Origin of the sequence: Streptomyces sp. AC602_WCS936 (assembly GCF_019049125.1) — a bacterium.
GTDB lineage: Bacteria > Actinomycetota > Actinomycetes > Streptomycetales > Streptomycetaceae > Streptomyces.
The window spans coordinates 15,839-34,079 of sequence record NZ_JAGMUF010000001.1; the positions used below are offsets into that span (position 1 = coordinate 15,839).

Consider the following 18,241-nt stretch of genomic DNA (forward strand, 5'->3'; position numbering starts at 1 on the left):
CGCTCCTTCCGCCGGCGGCGCGGTACGGCGCCTCCGGCTCCGACGCCGCCGCACCGTCGGCCGGGTACCAGTCGGCGGCCGTCCTCAATCACGGCGGGCACGCCCGGAGTGCCCCCACGGCGCTACTCGGACATTCCTGGCGCTTTATCTCATTTGGGGGTACATAATCGGAACATGAGTACGGCAACGTATGAACTGCTGGCCGCGTCCTCGCACGCGCTCAACGTGACCATCGCCTTCATCGGCGGGCTGGTGATCGCCGGCGCGCTGATCTGGGCCGTACGCATGGGCCTGAGGGTCATGGAACGAGAACCCGAACGCCCCCACGCCGACGAGCACGGCAAGCTCCCCGCCACCGGCGCCGTCCACGAGGAACGGGAGATGCGGGAACCCGACGAGATCCCGCTGGCGCCGGACGGCAGCCCCCGGCTCATGCCGTACGAGCTCCACCACTCCGGCAGCCGCCGGGGTACCGACCAGAACCGCCGCCGCTGGCTGCCGGGGTCGAGCGGGTCCTTCGGCGGCGGTGGACCGGGCCACGTCTGACACCGACTCCCCGGGGGACGCGCCGGGCGTCCCCCGTCCGGCCCGGCGCCGGCGTGCGCGGCGGTGTCCGCGGGCCTTCACTGAAGGGGACCCGCGTGCTCACGCGGGCGGGTACTCACCAGGTCCCTGGAGGCGACACATGGCCGGTTGTCACCGGGCGCTCGGCGCCGTCGGCGCGGTGGTCCTGGCGGGCGCCGTGCTGGCCGGCTGCTCCGGCGGCGACGGCGACGCGCCCTCGGACGCGGGCAGCGCGGCGGCCAGCCGGGCCGCGTCGGCCGCCTCCTCGCTGGCCTCCGAGGGCGCGGACGCGGTGGCGTCGGCGACGGCGGAGGCCGGGCGGTGGCTGGCGGAGATCCAGGAGGGCGCCGACGTCAAGGACGACGTGCGGCTGGGCGAACCGGAGACGGACGCCGACGGGCGCACCACCGTGGAGGTCACCGTCCGCAACACCGCCGACTCGGCGAAGTCCTTCGCGGTGCAGGTGAACCTCACGGACGCCGGCGGCACCCTGCGCGACACGGTCGTCGTCACCGTCCCCGACGTCCCCGCCGGCGAGTCCGCCCGCGCCACCGCGCGCAGCAGCCACGACCTGCCGGGCGAGGTGCGCGCGGTGGTGGCCCGGGCCGTGCGCTACTGACGCCATGAGCGCCCCGGGCGATCCGAGCGAGGTCACGGAGGGCACGACACCGGCCGCCGCCTTCACGGAACAGGAGTACGCGGCCCGCATGGAGCGGGCGGCGTACGAGGCCGCCACCCTCGGGCTCGCCGGCGTGCTGGTCACCCCGGGCCCCGACCTGGTGTGGCTGTGCGGCTACCGGCCCACCGAACCCACCGGGCGCCTCACCCTTCTCGTCCTCACCGCCGACTCCCAGCCCCGGCTGCTCGTCCCCGGGCTGCAACGCCCCGAGGCGGAGGCGGCACCCGGCGCCGGCGCGCTACGGGTCTTCGAGTGGTGGGACGGCCAGAACCCGCACGCCGCGGCGGCCGGGCTGCTGCGCCCGCACGGCCGCTACGCCGTGTCCGACGGGACCTGGGCGGTGCACCTGCTGTGCCTCCAGGAGCAGCTGCCGCTGGCCACCTACCGGCCGCTGTCCGCCGTACTGCCGATGCTGCGCGCGGTGAAGGACGACCAGGAGGTGGCCCGGCTGGCGGACGCGGCCGCGGCGGCGGACGCGGCGTACGAGGAGGCGCTCGGGCTGCGCTTCGGCGGACGGCGCGAACGCGACCTGGCCGCCGACCTGGCCCGGCTGCTGCGCGAACACGGCCACCACCGGGTCGACTTCACGGTGGTCGGCTCCGGACCGCGCGGCGCCGACCCGCACCACCGGGCCGGCGACCGGGTCATCGAGGACGGCGACATGGTCGTCCTGGACTTCGGCGGCCTGCGCAACGGCTACGGCTCCGACACCACCCGCACCGTCCACGTCGGCGTCCCGACCGACGAGGAGCGCCGGGTGCACGAGGTCGTCCGCGGCGCCCAGCGGGCGGCCTTCGACGCGGTGCGGCCCGGGGTGTCCTGCCAGGACGTGGACCGGGCGGCCCGCGCGGTGATCGAGGAGGCCGGTCACGCCGAGCACTTCGCCCACCGCACCGGCCACGGCGTCGGCGTCACCACCCACGAGCCGCCCTACCTGGTGGAGGGCGAGGAGCAGCGGCTCGTGGCGGGCATGTGCTTCTCCATCGAGCCCGGCATCTACCTCCCGGGCCGCTTCGGCGTCCGCATCGAGGACGTCGTGACCTGCACCGAGGACGGGGGCCGACGGCTCAACGCCGCCTCGCACGAACTGGCGGTCGTGGTCTGACCGGCGGGCGGACCGGCGGAATTCCCTCGCGCCCGCGCCGGGCCCCCGGTACCGTTCCGTGCATGAAGCGCGCCCGTCTTTTCCTGATGACGACGCCGGGAAGTGTCCCGGCGCGCTGACTGCTGACCAGAAGTCCGAAGCCCCGGGGCGAGCGCCCGGGGCTTCTTCGCGTGGTGCTCGTCCCCCGTCCCGGAGGAGACCACCGTGCACCACGACCAGGACCACGACCACCGGCGACTCGGCCGCGAGCTCGCTCTGTTCGACACCGATCCCCTGATGGGCGCGGGTCTGCCGTACTGGCTGCCCGACGGGGCGACCGTGCGGCACACCCTGGAGGAGTACGTCCGCGAGGCCGAGCTGCGGGCCGGCTACCGGCACGTGTACTCGCCGGTCCTCGGCAAACGCGAGCTGTACGAGATCTCGGGCCACTGGGAGCACTACCGCGACGACATGTTCCCGCCGATGGAGCTGGGCGGTCAGGAGGTCGTGCTCCGCCCGAGCCTGTGCCCCCACCACGCGCTCGTCTACCGTTCCCGCACCCGCAGCTACCGCGAACTCCCCCTGCGCATCGCCGAACTGGGCGCCATGTACCGCTCCGAGCCGTCCGGTGTGCTCGGCGGCCTGACCCGCGTCCGGGCCATCCACCTCAACGACGCGCACGTCTTCTGCGCCCCGGACCAGGCCGCCGCCGAGGCCCGCGCCGCCCTCGGTCTCATCCGCCGCGCCCACGCCGACCTCGGCATCGAGGCCTCCCGGTACCGCCTCTCCCTGCCCGGACCCGGCGGGAAGTACGTCGCCGACCCGGAGCTGTGGCGGCGGTCCACCGCACTGCTCCAGGAGGCGCTGGACGGACTGCCGTACGAGGCGGTGGAGGGCGAGGCCGCCTTCTACGGCCCCAAGATCGACGTGCAGATCGCGGACGCCGCCGGGCGGGAGTCCACCCTGTCGACCGTCCAGATCGACTTCCACCAGCCCGAGCGCTTCGGGCTGCGCTACACCGGCCCGGACGGCGCGAAACACCGCCCGGTCATGGTGCACCGCAGCGTCATCGGCAGCGTGGAGCGCGTGGTCGCGCACCTCATCGAGGTGCACGGCGGGGCGTTTCCCGCGTGGCTGGCGCCCGTACAGCTGGTCGTGCTCCCGGTCGCGGAGGAGCAGCGGGAGCAGGCCGACGGCCTGGTGCGCCGGGCCGCCGAGCGGGGACTGCGGGCCGAGGTCGCCGGGCCGGAGCACGGCACCCTCGGCGCCCGCGTCCGGGCGGCGCGGAAGGTGCCGTACCGGGCGGTGATCGGCGCCCGGGAAGCGGCGGGCGGCGACCTGGCGGACCTACGCCTGCGGGACGGCCGCCACCCCGGCACCATGCCCGGCGCCGAGCTGCTGCGGCGGATCACCGACCGCATCCGGGCACGCGGCCCCGAACTGTGGGAACCCCCTCGGGAAGCCGTCTGACCGGCACCCTCGTCCTCTCGGCCGGGCGGGCACCGTGGGGCAGGCCGGGGGTCGCGGACAGGGCCGGCCGGGTTTGCGGTCGGGCCCCTCGGCCCGCGTAGGGTCGCCGCATCGGCGCCCCCACGGACACCTAGGAGCCCCCGCCGTGACGACCCCCTCCGCCCCGCGGCCGCCCATCCCGGTGATCATCGACTGCGACACCGGCGTCGACGACGCCCTGGCCCTGCTGCTGGCGGTCCGCCACCCGGGGCTCGACCTGCGCGCGGTCACCTGCGTGGCCGGCAACACCGACGTGGAGGGGGTCGTACGCAACACCCTGACCGTGCTGGAGCAGGCCGGCGCCCCGGACGTCCCCGTCGCCCGGGGCGCCGAGCGGCCGCTGATCGAGGCGGTGCGCACCGCCCGGCACGTGCACGGCCACGACGGCATGGGCGACCTGGGCCTGCCCGCGCCCTCCCGCGCCCCCGTCGACGTGGACGCTGTGACCCTGCTGCGCCGCGAGATCCTCGCCTCCCCGCGCCCGGTCACCCTGATCCCCACCGCCCCGGCGACCAACATCGCGCTGCTGCTGCGCACCCACCCCGAGGTCACGCGCAACATCGAGCGGATCGTCTTCATGGGCGGCGCGGTGGCCACCGGCAACGCGACGCCGGTCGCCGAGTTCAACGTCTGGCACGACCCGGAGGCCGCCGCGATCCTGCTCGGTGCCGAGGTGCCGGTCACGCTGTACGGGCTGGACGTGTTCCAGCGGGTGATCGTGCCGGGCCCCGACGTGCGCCGGCTGCGCGCGAGCCCGGAGCCCGGCACCCGGCTCGCCGGTGAGCTGCTCGCCCACCGCGGCCCGGCCACCGACGAGACGGACCCCGGCGGCGGACTCGGCGACGCGGGCGCGGTCTGCGCGGTGATCGACCCCGGGGGCCTGACCACGCACCGGCTGCCCGTCGAGGTGTGCCTCGCCCCCGGCCCGGCCCGCGGCCAGACCCTCGTCGACCGCCGGGCCCGCGTCGGCGAGGCCGAACTCCACGGGGACACGCGCGAACAGCCGCTCGTGGACGTCGGACTGGACGTGGACGTGGCGCGGTACGTGGAGCTGTACCTGAGCACGGTCGAGCGCACGGGTTCGTAGCCTCGGCGCGTCGCGGGCGCACGGGTTCCCTTTTCGGGTGATGTGGACAGATCTATTCGTGTCGCCCGCACGCACCGCGAAGGAGACCGCGTGTCCGTACGCAGCACCACCAGCACGCCCGACCTGTCGTCCAAGGACCCCAACTGGTGGCGGCAGGCCGTCATCTACCAGGTCTACCCCCGCAGCTTCGCCGACGCCGACGGCGACGGGCTCGGTGACCTGCGCGGCATCACCCAGCGCCTGACCCACCTGGCCGCCCTGGGCGTCGACGCCCTGTGGCTCAGCCCGTTCTACCCCTCCGAACTCGCCGACGGCGGCTACGACGTCGAGGACTACCGCGACGTCGACCCCCGCCTCGGCACCCTGGACGACTTCGACGCCATGGCCGCCGAGGCCCACCGCCTGGGCCTGAAGGTGATCGTCGACCTGGTCCCCAACCACACCTCGCACCGCCACGCGTGGTTCCGCGAGGCCCTGGCCGCCGGCCCCGGTTCGGCCGCCCGCGACCGCTACGTCTTCCGCGACGGACGCGGCGAGCAGGGCGAACTGCCGCCCACCGACTGGCAGTCCGTCTTCGGCGGCAGCGCGTGGCGGCGGGTGCCGGACGGGCAGTGGTACCTCCACCTCTTCGCGCCCCAGCAGCCCGACCTGAACTGGGAGAACGAGCAGGTCCGCGCCGACTTCCGCACCACGCTGAAGTTCTGGTGCGACCGGGGCGTCGACGGCTTCCGCATCGACGTGGCGCACGCGCTGGTCAAGGACCTGACCGAGCCGCTGCGCGACCTCGGCGCCCCCGAGCTGAGCAGCGAGGCGGCCCTCGCGGAGTTCGCCCCCGGCACCCACCCCTTCTACGACCGGGACGACGTCCACGAGGTCTACCGCGACTGGCGGAAGATCTTCGACACCTACACCCCGCCCCGGACGGCGGTCGCCGAGGCCTGGGTGCCGGGCGCCCGGCGCGCGCTGTACGCCCGGCCGGACGAACTGGGCCAGGCGTTCAACTTCGAATACCTCCAGGGCGGCTGGGACGCCGCCGAGCTGCGCGAGATCATCACCGGCTCGCTGGCCGACGCCCGCGCCGCCGGGGCCTCGGCGACCTGGGTGCTCTCCAACCACGACGTGGTCCGTCACGCCTCCCGCCTGGTCCTGCCGCAGGACACCGACACCGACGCCTGGCTGCTGTCCGGCGGCCGGGCACCGGCCCTGGACGAGACGGCCGGGCTGCGCCGGGCCCGCGCGGCGACGCTGCTGATGCTGGCGCTGCCCGGCTCGGCGTACGTCTACCAGGGCGAGGAACTGGGGCTGCCCGAGGTGGCCGACCTGCCGACCGAGGTGCTCCAGGACCCGATCTGGGAGCAGACCGGGCACGTCCGCAAGGGCCGCGACGGGTGCCGCGTGCCGCTGCCGTGGTCGACGGGCGGCCCCTCGTACGGCTTCGGCGCGGGCGCGGCGTGGCTGCCGCAGCCGCCCGGTTTCGCCGCGTACGCCGTCGAGGCGCAGGACGGGGTGGCGGGCTCGACCCTGGAGCTGTACCGCACGGCCCTGCGCCTGCGCCGCAAGCTGCTCGACGGGGAGTCGCTGACCTGGGCGGACGACGTCCCGGACGGGGTGCTCCAGTTCGACCGCTCGCCCGGCTGGCGCTGCGTCACCAACCTCTCCGGCGGGGCGGTGGACCGGCCGGCCGGTGAGGTGCTGCTGAGCAGCGCGCCGCTGGAGGACGGCCGCCTGGGCCCCGACACGACGGTGTGGCTGGCTCTGTAGGACCAAGGGCCGACCAAGGGCCGTCGCCCCGGCACCCCGCCCCTCACCCGGACGGCCCCGCACGCTGGTGGCGGGGCGGGGGCGGTGGTGCCGTGGAGGGTGCGACCGGACCTGAACGGCGCCGATCGCCCCGGCCCTCCAGGAGGCACCCCGATGCAGCACACCGCGCCCGCCGCCCGCCCGCTGCCCGCCGCCGCGCTCACGGCGCTGCTGGTGTGGACGGTGGCCGCCTGCTCCACCGGCGGACGGGAGGCGGACCGCTCGGCCGGCACCGCCCCGGCGACCGCGCAGTCCCCGGCGGCGCTCCCGCCGGCCACCGTGCCGCCCGTGCTCACCCGGGGGCAGGCGCGGGCGGCCCTGATCACGGCGGCCGACCTGGCGGGGACGTGGGAGCCGACGCGGGGCGCGGCGACCTGGCGGGACCAGGTGCTCAAGGCGAGTGCCGAGCGGCCCGACTGCGGGCGGCTGCTGGACGTCCTCTACACCGAGGACCTCTTCGGCGCCGACACCGCCCCGCGGGCCGCCACCGCCCTGGACGAGGTGACGGGCGGGGCCCAGCTCCACTACCGGATCACCTCCCACCGCGCCGCCGACATCGACACCGCGCTGACCTGGCTCGGCACGCTGCCGGACACCTGCGGGAGCTTCACGGCCCGCGCCGCGCGCGGCGCCGCCCGGGACGTCCGGGTCACCGACGTCGCCCTGCCCGAGGCGGGGGACGCCCGGCAGGGCCTGCGGGTGACGGTGCGCGCCGAGGACACCGTCCTCACGATGGCCCTGGTCGCCGTACGCCTCGGCGACGACGCGATCACCTTCACCAACGGCACCCTCGCCGAACCGGCCGACGACGCGACCCGGACGGCCGTGGAGACGGGGTCGGAACGCCTGGCGGAGGTACGGCGGCAGGGGCGGGCGCAGGTGTAGGTGCGGGGCCGGGCGCCGGGCGATCCCTAGTCGTCGCGGTCGAAGCGCCGGCGGTGGGCGAGTACGTCGCGGGCCACGGCGTAGGCGCTGCGGCCGTGGGCGAAGGCGTCGGCGCGCAGGCGGGCCAGGGCCTCGTCGGCGCCGACGCGCAGCTGGGCCATGATCATGCCGACGGCCCGGTAGACCTCGTCGTGGTCGCCGGCCAGCTCGTCCAGCCAGGCGTCCTCCCCGCGCGGCAGCGCCATCAGCGCCACCGTCATCACCCCGGCCACGAGCCGTGCCGTGCGCAGCTGGGGGCCGGTCAGCGGGCCGGGGGTGTCCCGGTAGAGGTCGAGGGTGCCCAGGCACACCGCGTCGCTGCCCAGCGGCAGCGCGTACACCGCCCGTACACCGACCGCCGACGCCTGCTGGGCGTAGACGGGCCACCGCCCGGCGTCCGCGCCGGACGTCAGATCGCGGGCGAGCACCGGGGCGCCCGCCTCGGCGGCGCTCACACAGGGGCCGTCACCCAGAGTGGCCTGGATCTCCGCCAGGTACGAGGCCCGGTCCCCGCTGGCGCACAGCCGTACCGGTACGCCCTCGCCCCGCAGCGACGCGCTCGCGCCGGTCACCGGCAGCAGCCGTACCGCCATCCGGCACAGACGGCCCGGCACCTCGCCGGGCGGGGCGCCGCGCAGCTGGGCGGCGATCTCCTCGGCGGCGCGTGTCCCGTCCGGGGGCCACGCGGGTCCCTCGCTGGGCCGCACGCGCACCGCCTCCTTCTCCGACGCGGCCGCAGGCTCGACTACCCGTGCCCGAACGGCGGAAACACGGTGGCGGGACCGCCTACAGCGGCGGCTGCGCGGGGGCCGGCCCCAGGGTCGTCGTGCCGGGCGCCGTACGGTGCCCGAGGCCGGTGCGGTAGGCGTCCAGCGCCGCCTCCACCCGGCCGGTGCGGCGCAGCAGGTCGCCGAGGAGCCGGCACAGGTCGGCCAGGTCGCCGGCGGCGCCCGCCCGCTCCAGCAGGCTGAGCGCGCGGACGTAGTGCTCCTCGGCCGCCTCGGTGTCCCGGGCGTCCTCGGCGATGATGCCGAGCAGCCGGTGCGCGCCCGCGGAGTGCACGGCGCCGCGTTCGGAGGACAGGTCGTCCAGTACGCCGTGGAGCAGTCCCGCCGCCTCGGCGGACTTGCCGCGCCGGTGCAGTACGTCGGCCAGCTCGACGGCGACCTGGCTGCTGTAGAGGGCGGCGCGGCCGGCGGAGAGCATCCCGAGGGCCTCCCGCATCTCCGCCTCGGCCCGCGGCAGCTCGCCGTTCTGGGCGCAGACGTAGCCGCGCATCCAGTGGCAGTTGGCCAGTTCCGTCCGCAGTTGCAGCGTGCGGTACAGCTCGGCCGCCTTCGCCAGCGACGCGTCGGCCTCGGCGAGGCGGCCCTCGGCGAGCAGGGTGCGGGCGACGGAGCGGTGCATGCGGGCGACCAGGGCCGGGTCCCCGGCGCTGGGGGCGAGGGAGAGGGCGAGTTCGGCGGCCTGGGCGGCGCGGGCGTGGGCCCCCATGTCCATGTAGGGGCCGATGGCGCTGGCGTAGAGCAGCAGCAGCGCGTCGGGGTCGTGCAGGCCGCCCCGGTTCAGCTCGTCGAGAGTGGTTTCGAGGAGGTAGACGGCGTAGCGGAGCTCACCGGCGAGATAGTGGGCGAGGGCGCGTCCGCGCAGGGCGGGGACGCGGGCGGGCAGCGGGGCGCCGGCGTCGGCGAGGCACTGCTCCGCCTGCTCGAAGTACTGACGTCCGGTGGTCAGCTCCCCGGTCTCCACGGCGCACTCCCCGAGTCCGAGGAGCGCCGCGGCCCGTTCCTCGGGCAGCTCGTGGGCCTCGGCCTCGGCCAGCAGCGCGGCGTACTGCCCGGCCGCCTCCTCGGCACCCTCGGTGGCCAGCGCGCGCTGCGCCCCGGTGAGCCGCAGCCGCAGGTCGGTGGCGAGGCGGGCCGGGCGTCCGGTGGCCAGCTCCTCGTAACCGACGCCGAGCCGTTCGGCGAGGTGGCGCAGCGCCTCCTCGGAGGGGCGGACCCGGCCGGCCTCCAGGGTGGATATGTACGCGGGGGTGTACGCCGGTTCCGCGAGCTGGCGCTGGGTCATCCCGCGCTCCGCCCGCAGCCGTTGCACCCTGCGCCCGATGGTCCCCCGGTCGTCGCGGTCGCCGCTCACTGCCAACTCCCCCTGTGGCCCTTGCCGTTCTGCCCCGGCGGCTCTAGGTTAAACCGCGGATTAAGCGTGCTTAACAGCACTTGACACGATCCGCAGATACGCAGATCCGCAGAGGACGCCGTGCTCGTACGCACCCGCACCGCCGACCGGTATGCCCGGGCCGTCGCCGCCGCCGTGACCGCCGTGGCCTGCCTGCTGCTGGCCGCCAACGCGGGACCGGCGGACCCGGCGCGCGCCCCCGTCCCCGTCACCGAGCAGGACACCGCCCCGGTCACCGACGGGGTCCCGGACTCCGTCACCGACTCGGTGGTCACCGTGGGCCGCTGATCTCCGGTCGACGTGGGCCGCCGGCCGGATCAGTCCGGCAGGGCGCGCCGCAGCGCCTCGTCCAGCCGCCGCGCCAGTTCCGCGTCGCCCGGCGGGTCGTCGGCGAACAGGGCTCCCAGCTCGGTGGTGAAGGTCTGAGTGAACGCGCCGTACAGCGGCGTGCGCGGACGGTGGACCGCGTCCCTCAGGGCGGGCAGCAGGACGTCACGGGCGTACTCCGGCCGCCCGGCGGCGTCGCGCGGCACGGTGTCGGCGCCCTCGCCGGTCGGGACCGCCGAGGGCGTCGCGGCGGCCACCGCGCAGGTCACCGCGTCGTCCGTGTACGCGGAGGTGCGCGTCGCCGCGAAACCGGCGTCCAGCAGACACCGCTCGCTCTCCCTGCCGGTGAGGTACCTGATCAGTTCGGCCGCCTTCGTCGCCCGCGGGGACCCGGCGGTCACGGCGAGGTTCTGGCCGCCGAGCACGGCCCGGCCCGGCAGCGCGGTCACGCCGAGCCGGTCGTCACCGGGGAACGACTGGTGCAGGGCGGGGTACACGTACGGCCAGTGCCGCAGGAAGGTGGTGCGGCCGGCCGCGAAGTCACCGAGGGAGGCCGCCTCGTCGGACGTGAACGCGTCCGGCAGGACGGCCCCCTCCTCGGTGCGGCGGCGCAGTTCCGTGATGCCCTCCGTCAACTCCTCGACGGTGGCGGTGTAGTGGCCGTCCTCGTCGGTGAGCGCGAAGTCGTCCCCCGCGGCGGACGCGAACGCCTCCACGGCGTTGACCGTGCGTCCCTCGTAGCCGGCGAGCTGGGTCGTCCACCCCTCCTCGTAGCCCTCGGGCCGGTGGTCGTCGAGGGTGGAGATCAGCCGCCTCAGCTGCGGCCAGTCCAGGCCGCCCGTCAGGTCGGGGCGCTCGACGCCCGCCTGCCGCAGGTGGTCGCGCCGGTAGTAGAGCAGCCCGACGTCGCTGTTGAAGGGCGCGGCGTACACCTCGCCCTCCCAGCGGGCCGTGCTCGCGACGGCCGGGATGACGTCCTCGTCGAGCAGCGACCCGGGCAGGGGGCTGATCAGGCCCGCGGCGGCGAACTCCGGGACCCAGGTGACGTCGAGGTTGACCACGTCGTAGGCGGCGCTGCCGGACTGGAGCGCCCCGAGCAGCTGGCTGCGCTGTTCGTCGGCGTTGCCGGGCAGCTCGACCAGCCGGGCGTGGTAGCCGGTGCCCGCCTTCTCCTGCTCGGTGTTCCAGGCGTCGATGAGCCGCTGGCGGATGCCGTTCTTGCCGGTGACGTCCCGGCCGCTGGCGACCACGATGTCACCGGGGACACCGGTGGAGGAGGTGGCGGCGGAACCGTCACCGTGACCGTCGCCGCCGCTGCACGCGACCGGCAGGAACAGGAACAGTGCGGCCGACAGGACGGCGAGGCGCCGGCGCCGTGGCCGCCGTGGCCGCCGGGCCCGCCCAAGCCGCTCTGCTCGTTGCCGTCGGGCCATCAGGCCTCCCCCGTACCGATGCGTGCGACCTCGTCGTGCAGGGCGGCGCCGAGGTCGTCGTCGGCGTCGACGCAGCGGCCGCCGCTCGCCTCGGACACCCGGGCGTCCGGCTTCCCCTCGTCGCAGGCGCCGCCCTTGAGGGAGACCATCGCGACGGGTACGTCCACCGCGCGGGCGAGGGCCAGCAGGTCGCCGAAGCGGTCTCCGCCCAGCGCGCCCACGTCCTCGTCGTCGGTGACGAAGACGACCAGCCCCGGACGCTCGTCCCCGGCGCCCCGCTGCTCCATGGCGTCGAGCGCGGACCGCAGGGCGCCGAGCGGGTCGGCCTCGGCGTCCCGGACGCGGGCCTTGCGGTCGATGGCGCGTTCGGCCTCCGCGCGGGTGTGCGCGCCGAAGGACAGGACGGTGTCGTACGTGTCGCCGCCGGTGTCCGCCACCTCCCACACGGCGTACTCGTCCCGTTCACCGAGGCCGCCCAGGGACTGCTTCAGCAGGCCGGGACCACCGCTGGGGCCCTCCCACTGGCCGGCCATCGACCCCGAGGCGTCCAGCAGGAACAGCACCCGGCCGGGTCCGTTGGCGTTCTTGTAGCCCTCCAGGGACGCCTCCATCGCGTCCCGCCCGGCGGACTCGGTCAGCGGGGACGGCGCGCGCAGCACACCGTCCCCGACCACGTCCGTGTCGAGCAGGGCCCGGTCGCCGCCGGCCGCGCGGAAGCCGTCCCGGGCGAACGCCGCCCGGCCGCCCTCACCGCCGAGCCACCGCCGGAACCCGTCCGCCGCGCGGTCCCGGTCCGCCCCGTCGCGCTCGGCGCCCTGCCAGCGGACCCGCACGAACAGGGGCTCCAGCCCCGGTACGTCGCCGGGGTACTGCGCCATGCGCGGGGTGCGGCGGGCGCTGTCGCAGCCCACGCCGCTCTTCAGCAGGAACTCGGGGACGAGGGCCGCGGTGCGGTTGTCGACGGCGTCGTGGTCGGGCAGCGCGCACAGCAGCTCGGCGGCGGTCGGCGCGGGCGGGCCGGACTGGGCGACCCGGTCCTCGGCGCGGCGCGGGTCCGGGGCGGACGTGTCGCCGCTGACGCGGTACAGGCCGATCGTCGCGAGCAGTCCCGTGGTGGTGTGCTCGGGGTCGGGGCGGCGCACCGCGGCGGCCGGGTGCCGGGCGCGCAGGGCGTCGATCATGCGGGTGAGCGGGGGGCCGGCGCGCTCGTCGCGGGCGTCGGCGGCGAGCTCCTGGGGGACGGCGAGCACGATCGGTGAGTACGCGAAGGGCTCCTCGTCGGCGTCCAGTTCGGCCACGGCGTCGGTGTCCTGGCCCGCGGTGACCCGGGCGGCGTCGGCGGGGGAGCCGGGTATCCACACGTCGGGCTGCGGGCCGACGTCGCGCTGCGGGTTGGTGTCGTCGTCGGCGGGCTCCTGCCAGGCCCGGGTCTGCTTGCGCAGGGCGGTGACCGCGTCGGCGGCGCCCGCGCTGTAGACGGTGATGCCGCTGAGCCGGCAGCCCTCGCCGGTGGTGTTCTCCGCGGACGTCAGGTAGGCGTCGGCGGCAGCCCGTACGGTCGGTTCCAGGTCGGGGTCGGTCAGGACGCGCAGCTCCAGGGGTGGGGCACAGGAGGACGGGCCGTCGCCACGGCCCGCGAACCGGTGGACGCCGAAGCCGCCGGCGACCAGGACGAGCAGCGCCGCGGCCCCGGCGATCAGGCGCGGGGCCCAACCGCCCTGCTGTGGGCCGGGCACCAAGGAGTCGGCGATGCGCAGAATGCCGCGAACCAGCGCCCGCCCGGCTCCACCGACGGCACCGATCAGCGCGGCCAGCCGCGCCAGTGCCCGGCGGACGTACCCCGGGTCGGGAGCGGGGTCGGGAGCGGGGTGGGGGCCCGGGCCGGGCGTGGGGTCGGGATCCGGGCCAGGCGCGGGACCGGGCGCGGGGCGAGGGTCGGGGTCCGGGCCAGGCACGGGACCGGGCGCGGGGCGAGGGTCGGGGTCCGGGTCAGGCACGGGACCGGGCGCGGGGCGAGGGTCGGGGTCCGGGTCAGGCACGGGACCGGGCGCGGGGCGAGGGTCGGGATCCGGGTCAGGCACGGGACCGGGCGCGGGGCGAGGGTCGGGATCCGGACCAGGCACGGGACCGGGCGCGGGGCGAGGGTCGGGATCCGGACCAGGGGCAGGCGCAGGGCCCGGACCAGGAACAGACGCAGGGCCCGGACCGGGCGGATCGTCGAGGGCGGCCTTCGTCCTGGCGGCGAGGAGTACGTCCTCCCCCGGCTCGACGCGGCTCTCCGGCTCCCAGGCGTCACCCCGCACCGTCCGGTGACCGGCGGCGGCCATCCGCCTCCGCAGGCGGTCCGCGAGAGCGCGGAACCAGACGTCGCCGCCCTCCTTCAACAGCGCCACGAGCTCGTTCGTGAACGGTGTCGGCGTGTCGGGACCACCCGCGTCGATGCGGTGGTTGGCCTGCACGCTCATCAGCAGCAGCACGCGCCGCTTGTCCTGCGGAGCGGGGCGGATCCAGGCGGCGTTGCCCGCGAAGCAGCAGTCGAGGACGATCACGATCCGCCGGGCGGGACTGGAGGCGAGCACCGCCTGCACCGTGCTGAACAGCTGCGCGCCCGGGAAGACCGCGTGCCCGCCGGCGACCACCTGGGCGTTGCGCAGCTGCAGGAACAGTTCGTCGCCCGCGTTGGGGATCGCCCCGTGCCCGGCGAAGTACAGCAGCAGGACGCCCTGCGCCTCCTTGGCGGCCGTCCACAGCTCCCGGTCGAAGGTGACCTGGTCGGGAGAGCGGCACACCGTGATCTCCCGCTCACCGAACACGTTGCCGTACCGCAGTGCCTCCGCCAGCCGGTTCAGGTTGTGCTTGACCGCGGGGAGGTCGCCGGGCACACCGTCGGGAGGAGCTGTGTTGTCGTACTCGGACACCCCGACCAGCAGCGCCCGATTCGCCTTCCCCCGCGAGTCGTGACCGGTCACCGGCCGCTTACCTGTCGTCGGGACGCACCGGCTCGACGCTGGCCTCGGGAGGCTCGCCGTCCTCCACCGCGCGGCGGTTGGCCCGCCAGGCCTCCACGGAACGGGTGACCTGGTCCACCACTGTCTGGAACATCGCGCCCGCCGCGCCCCCGATCACCGCCACGACGATGTCCATGCCGATGCCCATCGGGGCTCCGGCCTCGTCGGTCCGGCTCCGTTCGTCGATCCGCAGCTGGTCGGTCCGGGCCAGATCGGCGAGCGGTTTCTCCCGTTCCAGCCATTTGTGCAGTGCGCCGATGTCACTCTCGCTCGCGGTCCCGTCCAACCGGATGCGGATACCGCGCGTCACCACTCCATCCCCCTCAGCCATAACTCGACATCATGGCACCGCTGTTGCGCTCAGGGGAGGGTCTGTACGCCGCTCTCGTGACGCGCGCGCGGGCGCACAGCCCGAGCAGGAGCGCACCCGGGGCCGCCGCACGCCCGGCACCCGCTCCCGCCACCTCCTGGCGGTGGATGCCGAGCGCCGCGCTCAGCCCTGCGTCTGCAACCGGCTCAGCTCCCGCTGCACATGGTCCAGTGCCCCCTCACGCCGGCCCGGCACCCGGCCCCGCAGCGTGGCGAGTGCCGTGCCCAGTTCCCGGGCGGCCCCGGCGTCGCGGACCCGGCCCCACTGGTGGTGGGCCCGGTCGACGGCCGCCTCCACGGCGGGCGCCTCGGGCGGCTGGCCGGCGCCCAGGCGGGTCTGGGCCACCGTCAGCCAGGCCCGGCAGCTGCGCGCCGGGTCCCCCGCGAACATCGCCAGGTCGGCCCGGACCTCCGCCCAGTGCAGCGCGTCCTCGGAGGCGGGGCCGCGCGCGTGGGCGGCGGCCAGTTCGTGGCGGGCGGCGAGCGCGTCGGCGTCCGCGTGCCGCCCGGACTCCACGGCGGCGGCGATGACGGCGTGCGGGTCGCCCGCGGCGGGCCCCGGCGCCGTCAGCACCAGGTCCGCCCCGGCCGGCGCGCCGCTCGCCGCGGCGTCGGCCGCGACGCGGGCCAGCGCCTGCTGGTGCAGCTGGTCGACCGGCGGCCGGTGCCCGCTGCGCAGGATCGTCGCCACCGCGCGCATGTACGCCGGGGCGGCCACCGTCCGCCGCGAGGGCGGCGGCGCGACGCGCCCGTGCACGGCGTTGTTGCGACCGCAGTCCAGCGGGTTGGCCCGCAGCCACTGCCAGGTCTCGTGGTCGGCGTGCAGATCGAGCAGCAGCGTCGTCGCGCCGCTCGGGCGCAGCCGCAGCTCCTCCTTGATCCAGTGCCAGGGCAGCGCGGTGTAGCGGACGGTCGCCGGGGTGGTGCGGGCCAGCGCGAGGTGCGGCAGGCGCTGACGCCGGTCGAGCTGGAGCTGCCCGGCGACGTAGACGGTCAGCGGACCGGGGGCCGCCGCGGCGGCGCGCAGCCGGGTCAGGACGGCCTGCGGTTCCAGCGGGTCGGCGAGCTCGACGACGTTCGCGGTGTCGGTGCCGGAGAGCACGGCGGGCTCCACGGCCGCCAGTACCGGAAGCACGGAGGCGGCGTCCACCAGGCACCCCTTGCCCACGGGCGACGCCGCGAGCAGCAGCACGGTTCCGGGCATGTCCCCTCCCCCTGTCGATCACGTACCGCAGCACGGTAACCGCTGCGGCTGCGAAGCGCGGCACTCGGCGGGGCAGTCAGTCGAGGGCCGGCCCGCCCCGCCGCCGTACCGCGAAGACCGTGGTGTCGTCCGACAGCCGCCCCCGGCAGTGCCGCAGCGTGCCGTCCCGCACGAGCGCCACCAGCCGGGACGGCGCGGCGTTCGAGGGGTCGGCGGTGACGGCGCGGGAGACCTGGTCGGCGTGCGGGTAGAAGCAGCCCTCGGCGTCGCGGGCCTCGGTCACCCCGTCGGTGACCACCAGCAGCGTCTCCTCCGGGGCGAGGCGCAGCCGGGAGACCGGCGGCGCCCCGGGGCCGGGGAGGAGGTCGCTCATGCCCAGCGGGAGCCCGCCGTCGACCGGCAGGTACCGCACGCCGTCCGGCCCGGCCGCCAGCGGCGGCTCGTGGCCGAAGACCACGGCTTCCACGGCGTCCGGCAGGTCCGGGCGGAACCCCACCAGCACGGCGGTGGCGAAGCGGTCGCCGTCGGAGCGGCCGAGGGCCGCGGTGTGGGCGCGGTGGCGCCGGATGCGGATCTCCAGGCGTTCGGCGACCGTGGCGAGGTCCGGCTCGTGGTAGCCGGCCTCGCGGAACGTGCCGAGCAGCGCGGCGGCCGTCTCCACCGCCCCCAGCCCCTTGCCCTGCACGTCGCCGACGAGGACCCGGGTGCCGTGCGGGCCGGGCTGGACGTCGTAGAAGTCGCCGCCGACCCGGGCCTCGGTGTCCGCGGAGAGGTAGACGGCGGCGTGGTCGAGGCCCCCGAAACCGGCCGGGATGGGGCGCAGCACGGTGCGGCGGGTGGTCTCCGCGATGTCCCGCATGTGCAGCATGCGCTGCTCGCCGCCGACCCGGAGCGCGGCGGCCAGCACGGCGATGGTCCCGCCGAGGCTGACCAGGATCAGGCCGGGCAGCCCGGTCTCGTCGCGGTGCTGCCAGGTGGTGTCGGCGAGGACGTAGACGGCGACGGCGGCCACCGCGAACCCGGCCGTGGCCCGCACCCCGCAGATCGCCGCGGCGACACCTGGCACGAGGACGGTCCAGGAGATGATGTGGAACGCGCCGGTGGCGATGTCGATCGCCGCGATGGCGACGAGCATCAGCAGCGGGAACAGCCAGGCCACGCTGTGACCGCGCACGCTGAGCAGTTCGTGCCGCGACACGGCGTCGCCCCGGCCGGCGGCGTGGACGAGCCGGCCGAGCGGCCGCCACCGGCCGCGCACCGGCCTGCGGACGCGACCCCTCACGGGCCCCAGCGAAACACGCCCCCCTGCGGCCCGCATCCTGACTTGCCGGCCGGCGCGGGCAGGTGTGCCCTGGTAGGCGGGGGCGAGCGAGAGGAGTGCTCTCATGGCTCACGCGATACCGACAACCGGCACCCCGGCCAAAACGGGCGCAAGCGGCCGTCCGCCGAACGCCCTGCCCGACGTGTTCAGCGAGCGGACCCACGTGGTGGCGAGGTGGACGCTGCTCGTCATGGCCGGGCTGGTCTACGGCTACTGGGCCGCCTCCATCAGCCGTCGCGGCGGTCCCGTCACCGGCTGGAACCTGCTGTTCGGCTTCATGACCGCGCTCGCGTTCGTCGTCCTCTACGCCGTGGTCCGCGCCCTCGCCCAGCGGCTGCCCCGCGAGGGGCACGCGGTGCTGTGGGGCGCGTTCGCGGGCAGCGCGGTGGGGTTCCTGTACTCCAGGAGCGGCGTGGCCATGTTCACCTGCGTCCTGGTGTCCCTGCTGGTCGCGGCCGCGGTCACCGGCGCGTTGTTCTACCGCTACTACACCTGCGAGGACGCGGAGGGCCATCGCATCGCCTGACGGGGCCCGATCGCCCGACGGGCCCTGTCGGGGACGCTGTCAGGGGCGCGCCGGGGCCCGATCCCCGGTCCAGGGGGGCACACCGGGGCGCGCCGCGACCCGGTCGGCGGCGCCCAGCCGGAGGCGTACCGCACACCCGGCCGGGGCCCTGCCGGGCGCGCACGGGGCTCGATCGAGGTCCTGCCGGGGCCATATGCAGTCACGCCGGTCGCCCCCGCCGCCCGCGGG

16 protein-coding genes are annotated in these 18,241 nt (G+C 76.0%); 9 read left to right on the forward strand and 7 right to left on the reverse strand.

Annotated elements, in window-relative coordinates:
• Positions 1–174: 174 nt before the first annotated feature.
• From KUM03_RS00075 to KUM03_RS00105, 7 genes are all read left to right on the forward strand, one after another.
• Positions 175–546, forward strand: a complete 372-nt coding sequence (locus KUM03_RS00075) for a DUF6479 family protein (RefSeq protein WP_217244737.1) — start codon at positions 175–177, stop codon at positions 544–546.
• 139 nt (positions 547–685) lie between these two features.
• Complete coding sequence (locus tag KUM03_RS00080; protein WP_217244738.1) at positions 686–1,183, forward strand: FxLYD domain-containing protein; 498 nt, start codon at positions 686–688, stop codon at positions 1,181–1,183.
• A 4-nt stretch (positions 1,184–1,187) separates the two neighbouring features.
• The gene (locus tag KUM03_RS00085) at positions 1,188–2,348 is read left to right on the forward strand and encodes an aminopeptidase P family protein (RefSeq protein ID WP_217244739.1); all 1,161 of its coding nucleotides are present in this window, start codon (positions 1,188–1,190) and stop codon (positions 2,346–2,348) included.
• A 204-nt stretch (positions 2,349–2,552) separates the two neighbouring features.
• Positions 2,553–3,797 (forward strand): threonine--tRNA ligase, encoded by a 1,245-nt coding sequence (thrS, locus tag KUM03_RS00090; protein WP_217244740.1) that lies wholly within the window; start codon positions 2,553–2,555, stop codon positions 3,795–3,797.
• Between the two features lie 145 nt (positions 3,798–3,942).
• Positions 3,943–4,923 carry a nucleoside hydrolase gene (locus KUM03_RS00095; protein ID WP_217244741.1) on the forward strand — a complete coding sequence of 327 codons (981 nt, stop codon included), beginning with the start codon at positions 3,943–3,945 and terminating at the stop codon, positions 4,921–4,923.
• Positions 4,924–5,013: 90 nt separating this feature from the next.
• Positions 5,014–6,684 carry an alpha-amylase family glycosyl hydrolase gene (locus KUM03_RS00100; RefSeq protein WP_217244742.1) on the forward strand — a complete coding sequence of 557 codons (1,671 nt, stop codon included), beginning with the start codon at positions 5,014–5,016 and terminating at the stop codon, positions 6,682–6,684.
• A 153-nt stretch (positions 6,685–6,837) separates the two neighbouring features.
• The gene (locus KUM03_RS00105; protein ID WP_217244743.1) at positions 6,838–7,608 is read left to right on the forward strand and encodes a hypothetical protein; all 771 of its coding nucleotides are present in this window, start codon (positions 6,838–6,840) and stop codon (positions 7,606–7,608) included.
• Between the two features lie 26 nt (positions 7,609–7,634).
• On the opposite strand, the gene KUM03_RS00110 is transcribed toward KUM03_RS00105, so the two are convergent.
• Both KUM03_RS00110 and KUM03_RS00115 read right to left on the reverse strand, forming a co-directional pair.
• Positions 7,635–8,360, reverse strand: coding sequence for a GAF and ANTAR domain-containing protein (locus KUM03_RS00110; protein WP_374225235.1), 726 nt, complete (start codon positions 8,358–8,360; stop codon positions 7,635–7,637).
• Positions 8,361–8,433: 73 nt separating this feature from the next.
• On the reverse strand, positions 8,434–9,786 hold the full coding sequence (locus tag KUM03_RS00115; protein WP_374225236.1) for a helix-turn-helix domain-containing protein: 1,353 nt from the start codon (positions 9,784–9,786) through the stop codon (positions 8,434–8,436).
• A gap of 120 nt (positions 9,787–9,906) precedes the next feature.
• On the opposite strand from KUM03_RS00115, the gene KUM03_RS00120 reads away from it, so the two are divergent.
• Positions 9,907–10,113, forward strand: a complete 207-nt coding sequence (locus KUM03_RS00120) for a hypothetical protein (RefSeq protein WP_217244845.1) — start codon at positions 9,907–9,909, stop codon at positions 10,111–10,113.
• 29 nt (positions 10,114–10,142) lie between these two features.
• Here the strand turns inward: KUM03_RS00120 and KUM03_RS00125 are convergent, their stop codons facing one another.
• From KUM03_RS00125 to KUM03_RS00150, 5 genes are all read right to left on the reverse strand, one after another.
• Entirely contained in the window at positions 10,143–11,585 is a 1,443-nt protein-coding gene (locus tag KUM03_RS00125) for an extracellular solute-binding protein (RefSeq protein WP_254398589.1), read from the reverse strand.
• Positions 11,585–14,554 carry a substrate-binding domain-containing protein gene (locus KUM03_RS38810; RefSeq protein ID WP_308406213.1) on the reverse strand — a complete coding sequence of 990 codons (2,970 nt, stop codon included), beginning with the start codon at positions 14,552–14,554 and terminating at the stop codon, positions 11,585–11,587. Before KUM03_RS38810 ends, KUM03_RS00125 begins: the two co-directional genes overlap by 1 nt.
• A 7-nt stretch (positions 14,555–14,561) precedes the next feature.
• Positions 14,562–14,924: a hypothetical protein gene (locus tag KUM03_RS00140; protein WP_217244745.1), complete on the reverse strand. Its 363-nt coding sequence runs from the start codon at positions 14,922–14,924 to the stop codon at positions 14,562–14,564.
• A gap of 162 nt (positions 14,925–15,086) precedes the next feature.
• Positions 15,087–16,166, reverse strand: a complete 1,080-nt coding sequence (locus KUM03_RS00145) for a hypothetical protein (protein WP_217244746.1) — start codon at positions 16,164–16,166, stop codon at positions 15,087–15,089.
• A gap of 76 nt (positions 16,167–16,242) precedes the next feature.
• Positions 16,243–17,484, reverse strand: a complete 1,242-nt coding sequence (locus tag KUM03_RS00150) for a PP2C family protein-serine/threonine phosphatase (RefSeq protein ID WP_217244834.1) — start codon at positions 17,482–17,484, stop codon at positions 16,243–16,245.
• Positions 17,485–17,551: 67 nt separating this feature from the next.
• Here KUM03_RS00150 and KUM03_RS00155 point away from each other — a divergent pair, with 67 nt between their 5' ends.
• Positions 17,552–18,013 carry a hypothetical protein gene (locus KUM03_RS00155; protein WP_217244747.1) on the forward strand — a complete coding sequence of 154 codons (462 nt, stop codon included), beginning with the start codon at positions 17,552–17,554 and terminating at the stop codon, positions 18,011–18,013.
• Positions 18,014–18,241: the final 228 nt, after the last annotated feature.

Excerpts from the sequence above, each read along its gene's own strand:
- KUM03_RS00075 (WP_217244737.1), top strand. The coding sequence starts at position 175 with ATGAGTACGGCAACGTATGAACTGCTGGCCGCGTCCTCGCACGCGCTC.
- KUM03_RS00080 (WP_217244738.1), top strand. The coding sequence starts at position 686 with ATGGCCGGTTGTCACCGGGCGCTCGGCGCCGTCGGCGCGGTGGTCCTG.
- KUM03_RS00085 (WP_217244739.1), top strand. The coding sequence starts at position 1,188 with ATGAGCGCCCCGGGCGATCCGAGCGAGGTCACGGAGGGCACGACACCG.
- KUM03_RS00105 (WP_217244743.1), top strand. The coding sequence starts at position 6,838 with ATGCAGCACACCGCGCCCGCCGCCCGCCCGCTGCCCGCCGCCGCGCTC.
- KUM03_RS00125 (WP_254398589.1), bottom strand. The coding sequence starts at position 11,585 with ATGGCCCGACGGCAACGAGCAGAGCGGCTTGGGCGGGCCCGGCGGCCA.
- KUM03_RS00140 (WP_217244745.1), bottom strand. The coding sequence starts at position 14,924 with ATGGCTGAGGGGGATGGAGTGGTGACGCGCGGTATCCGCATCCGGTTG.
- KUM03_RS00145 (WP_217244746.1), bottom strand. The coding sequence starts at position 16,166 with ATGCCCGGAACCGTGCTGCTGCTCGCGGCGTCGCCCGTGGGCAAGGGG.
- KUM03_RS00150 (WP_217244834.1), bottom strand. The coding sequence starts at position 17,484 with ATGCGGGCCGCAGGGGGGCGTGTTTCGCTGGGGCCCGTGAGGGGTCGC.
- KUM03_RS00155 (WP_217244747.1), top strand. The coding sequence starts at position 17,552 with ATGGCTCACGCGATACCGACAACCGGCACCCCGGCCAAAACGGGCGCA.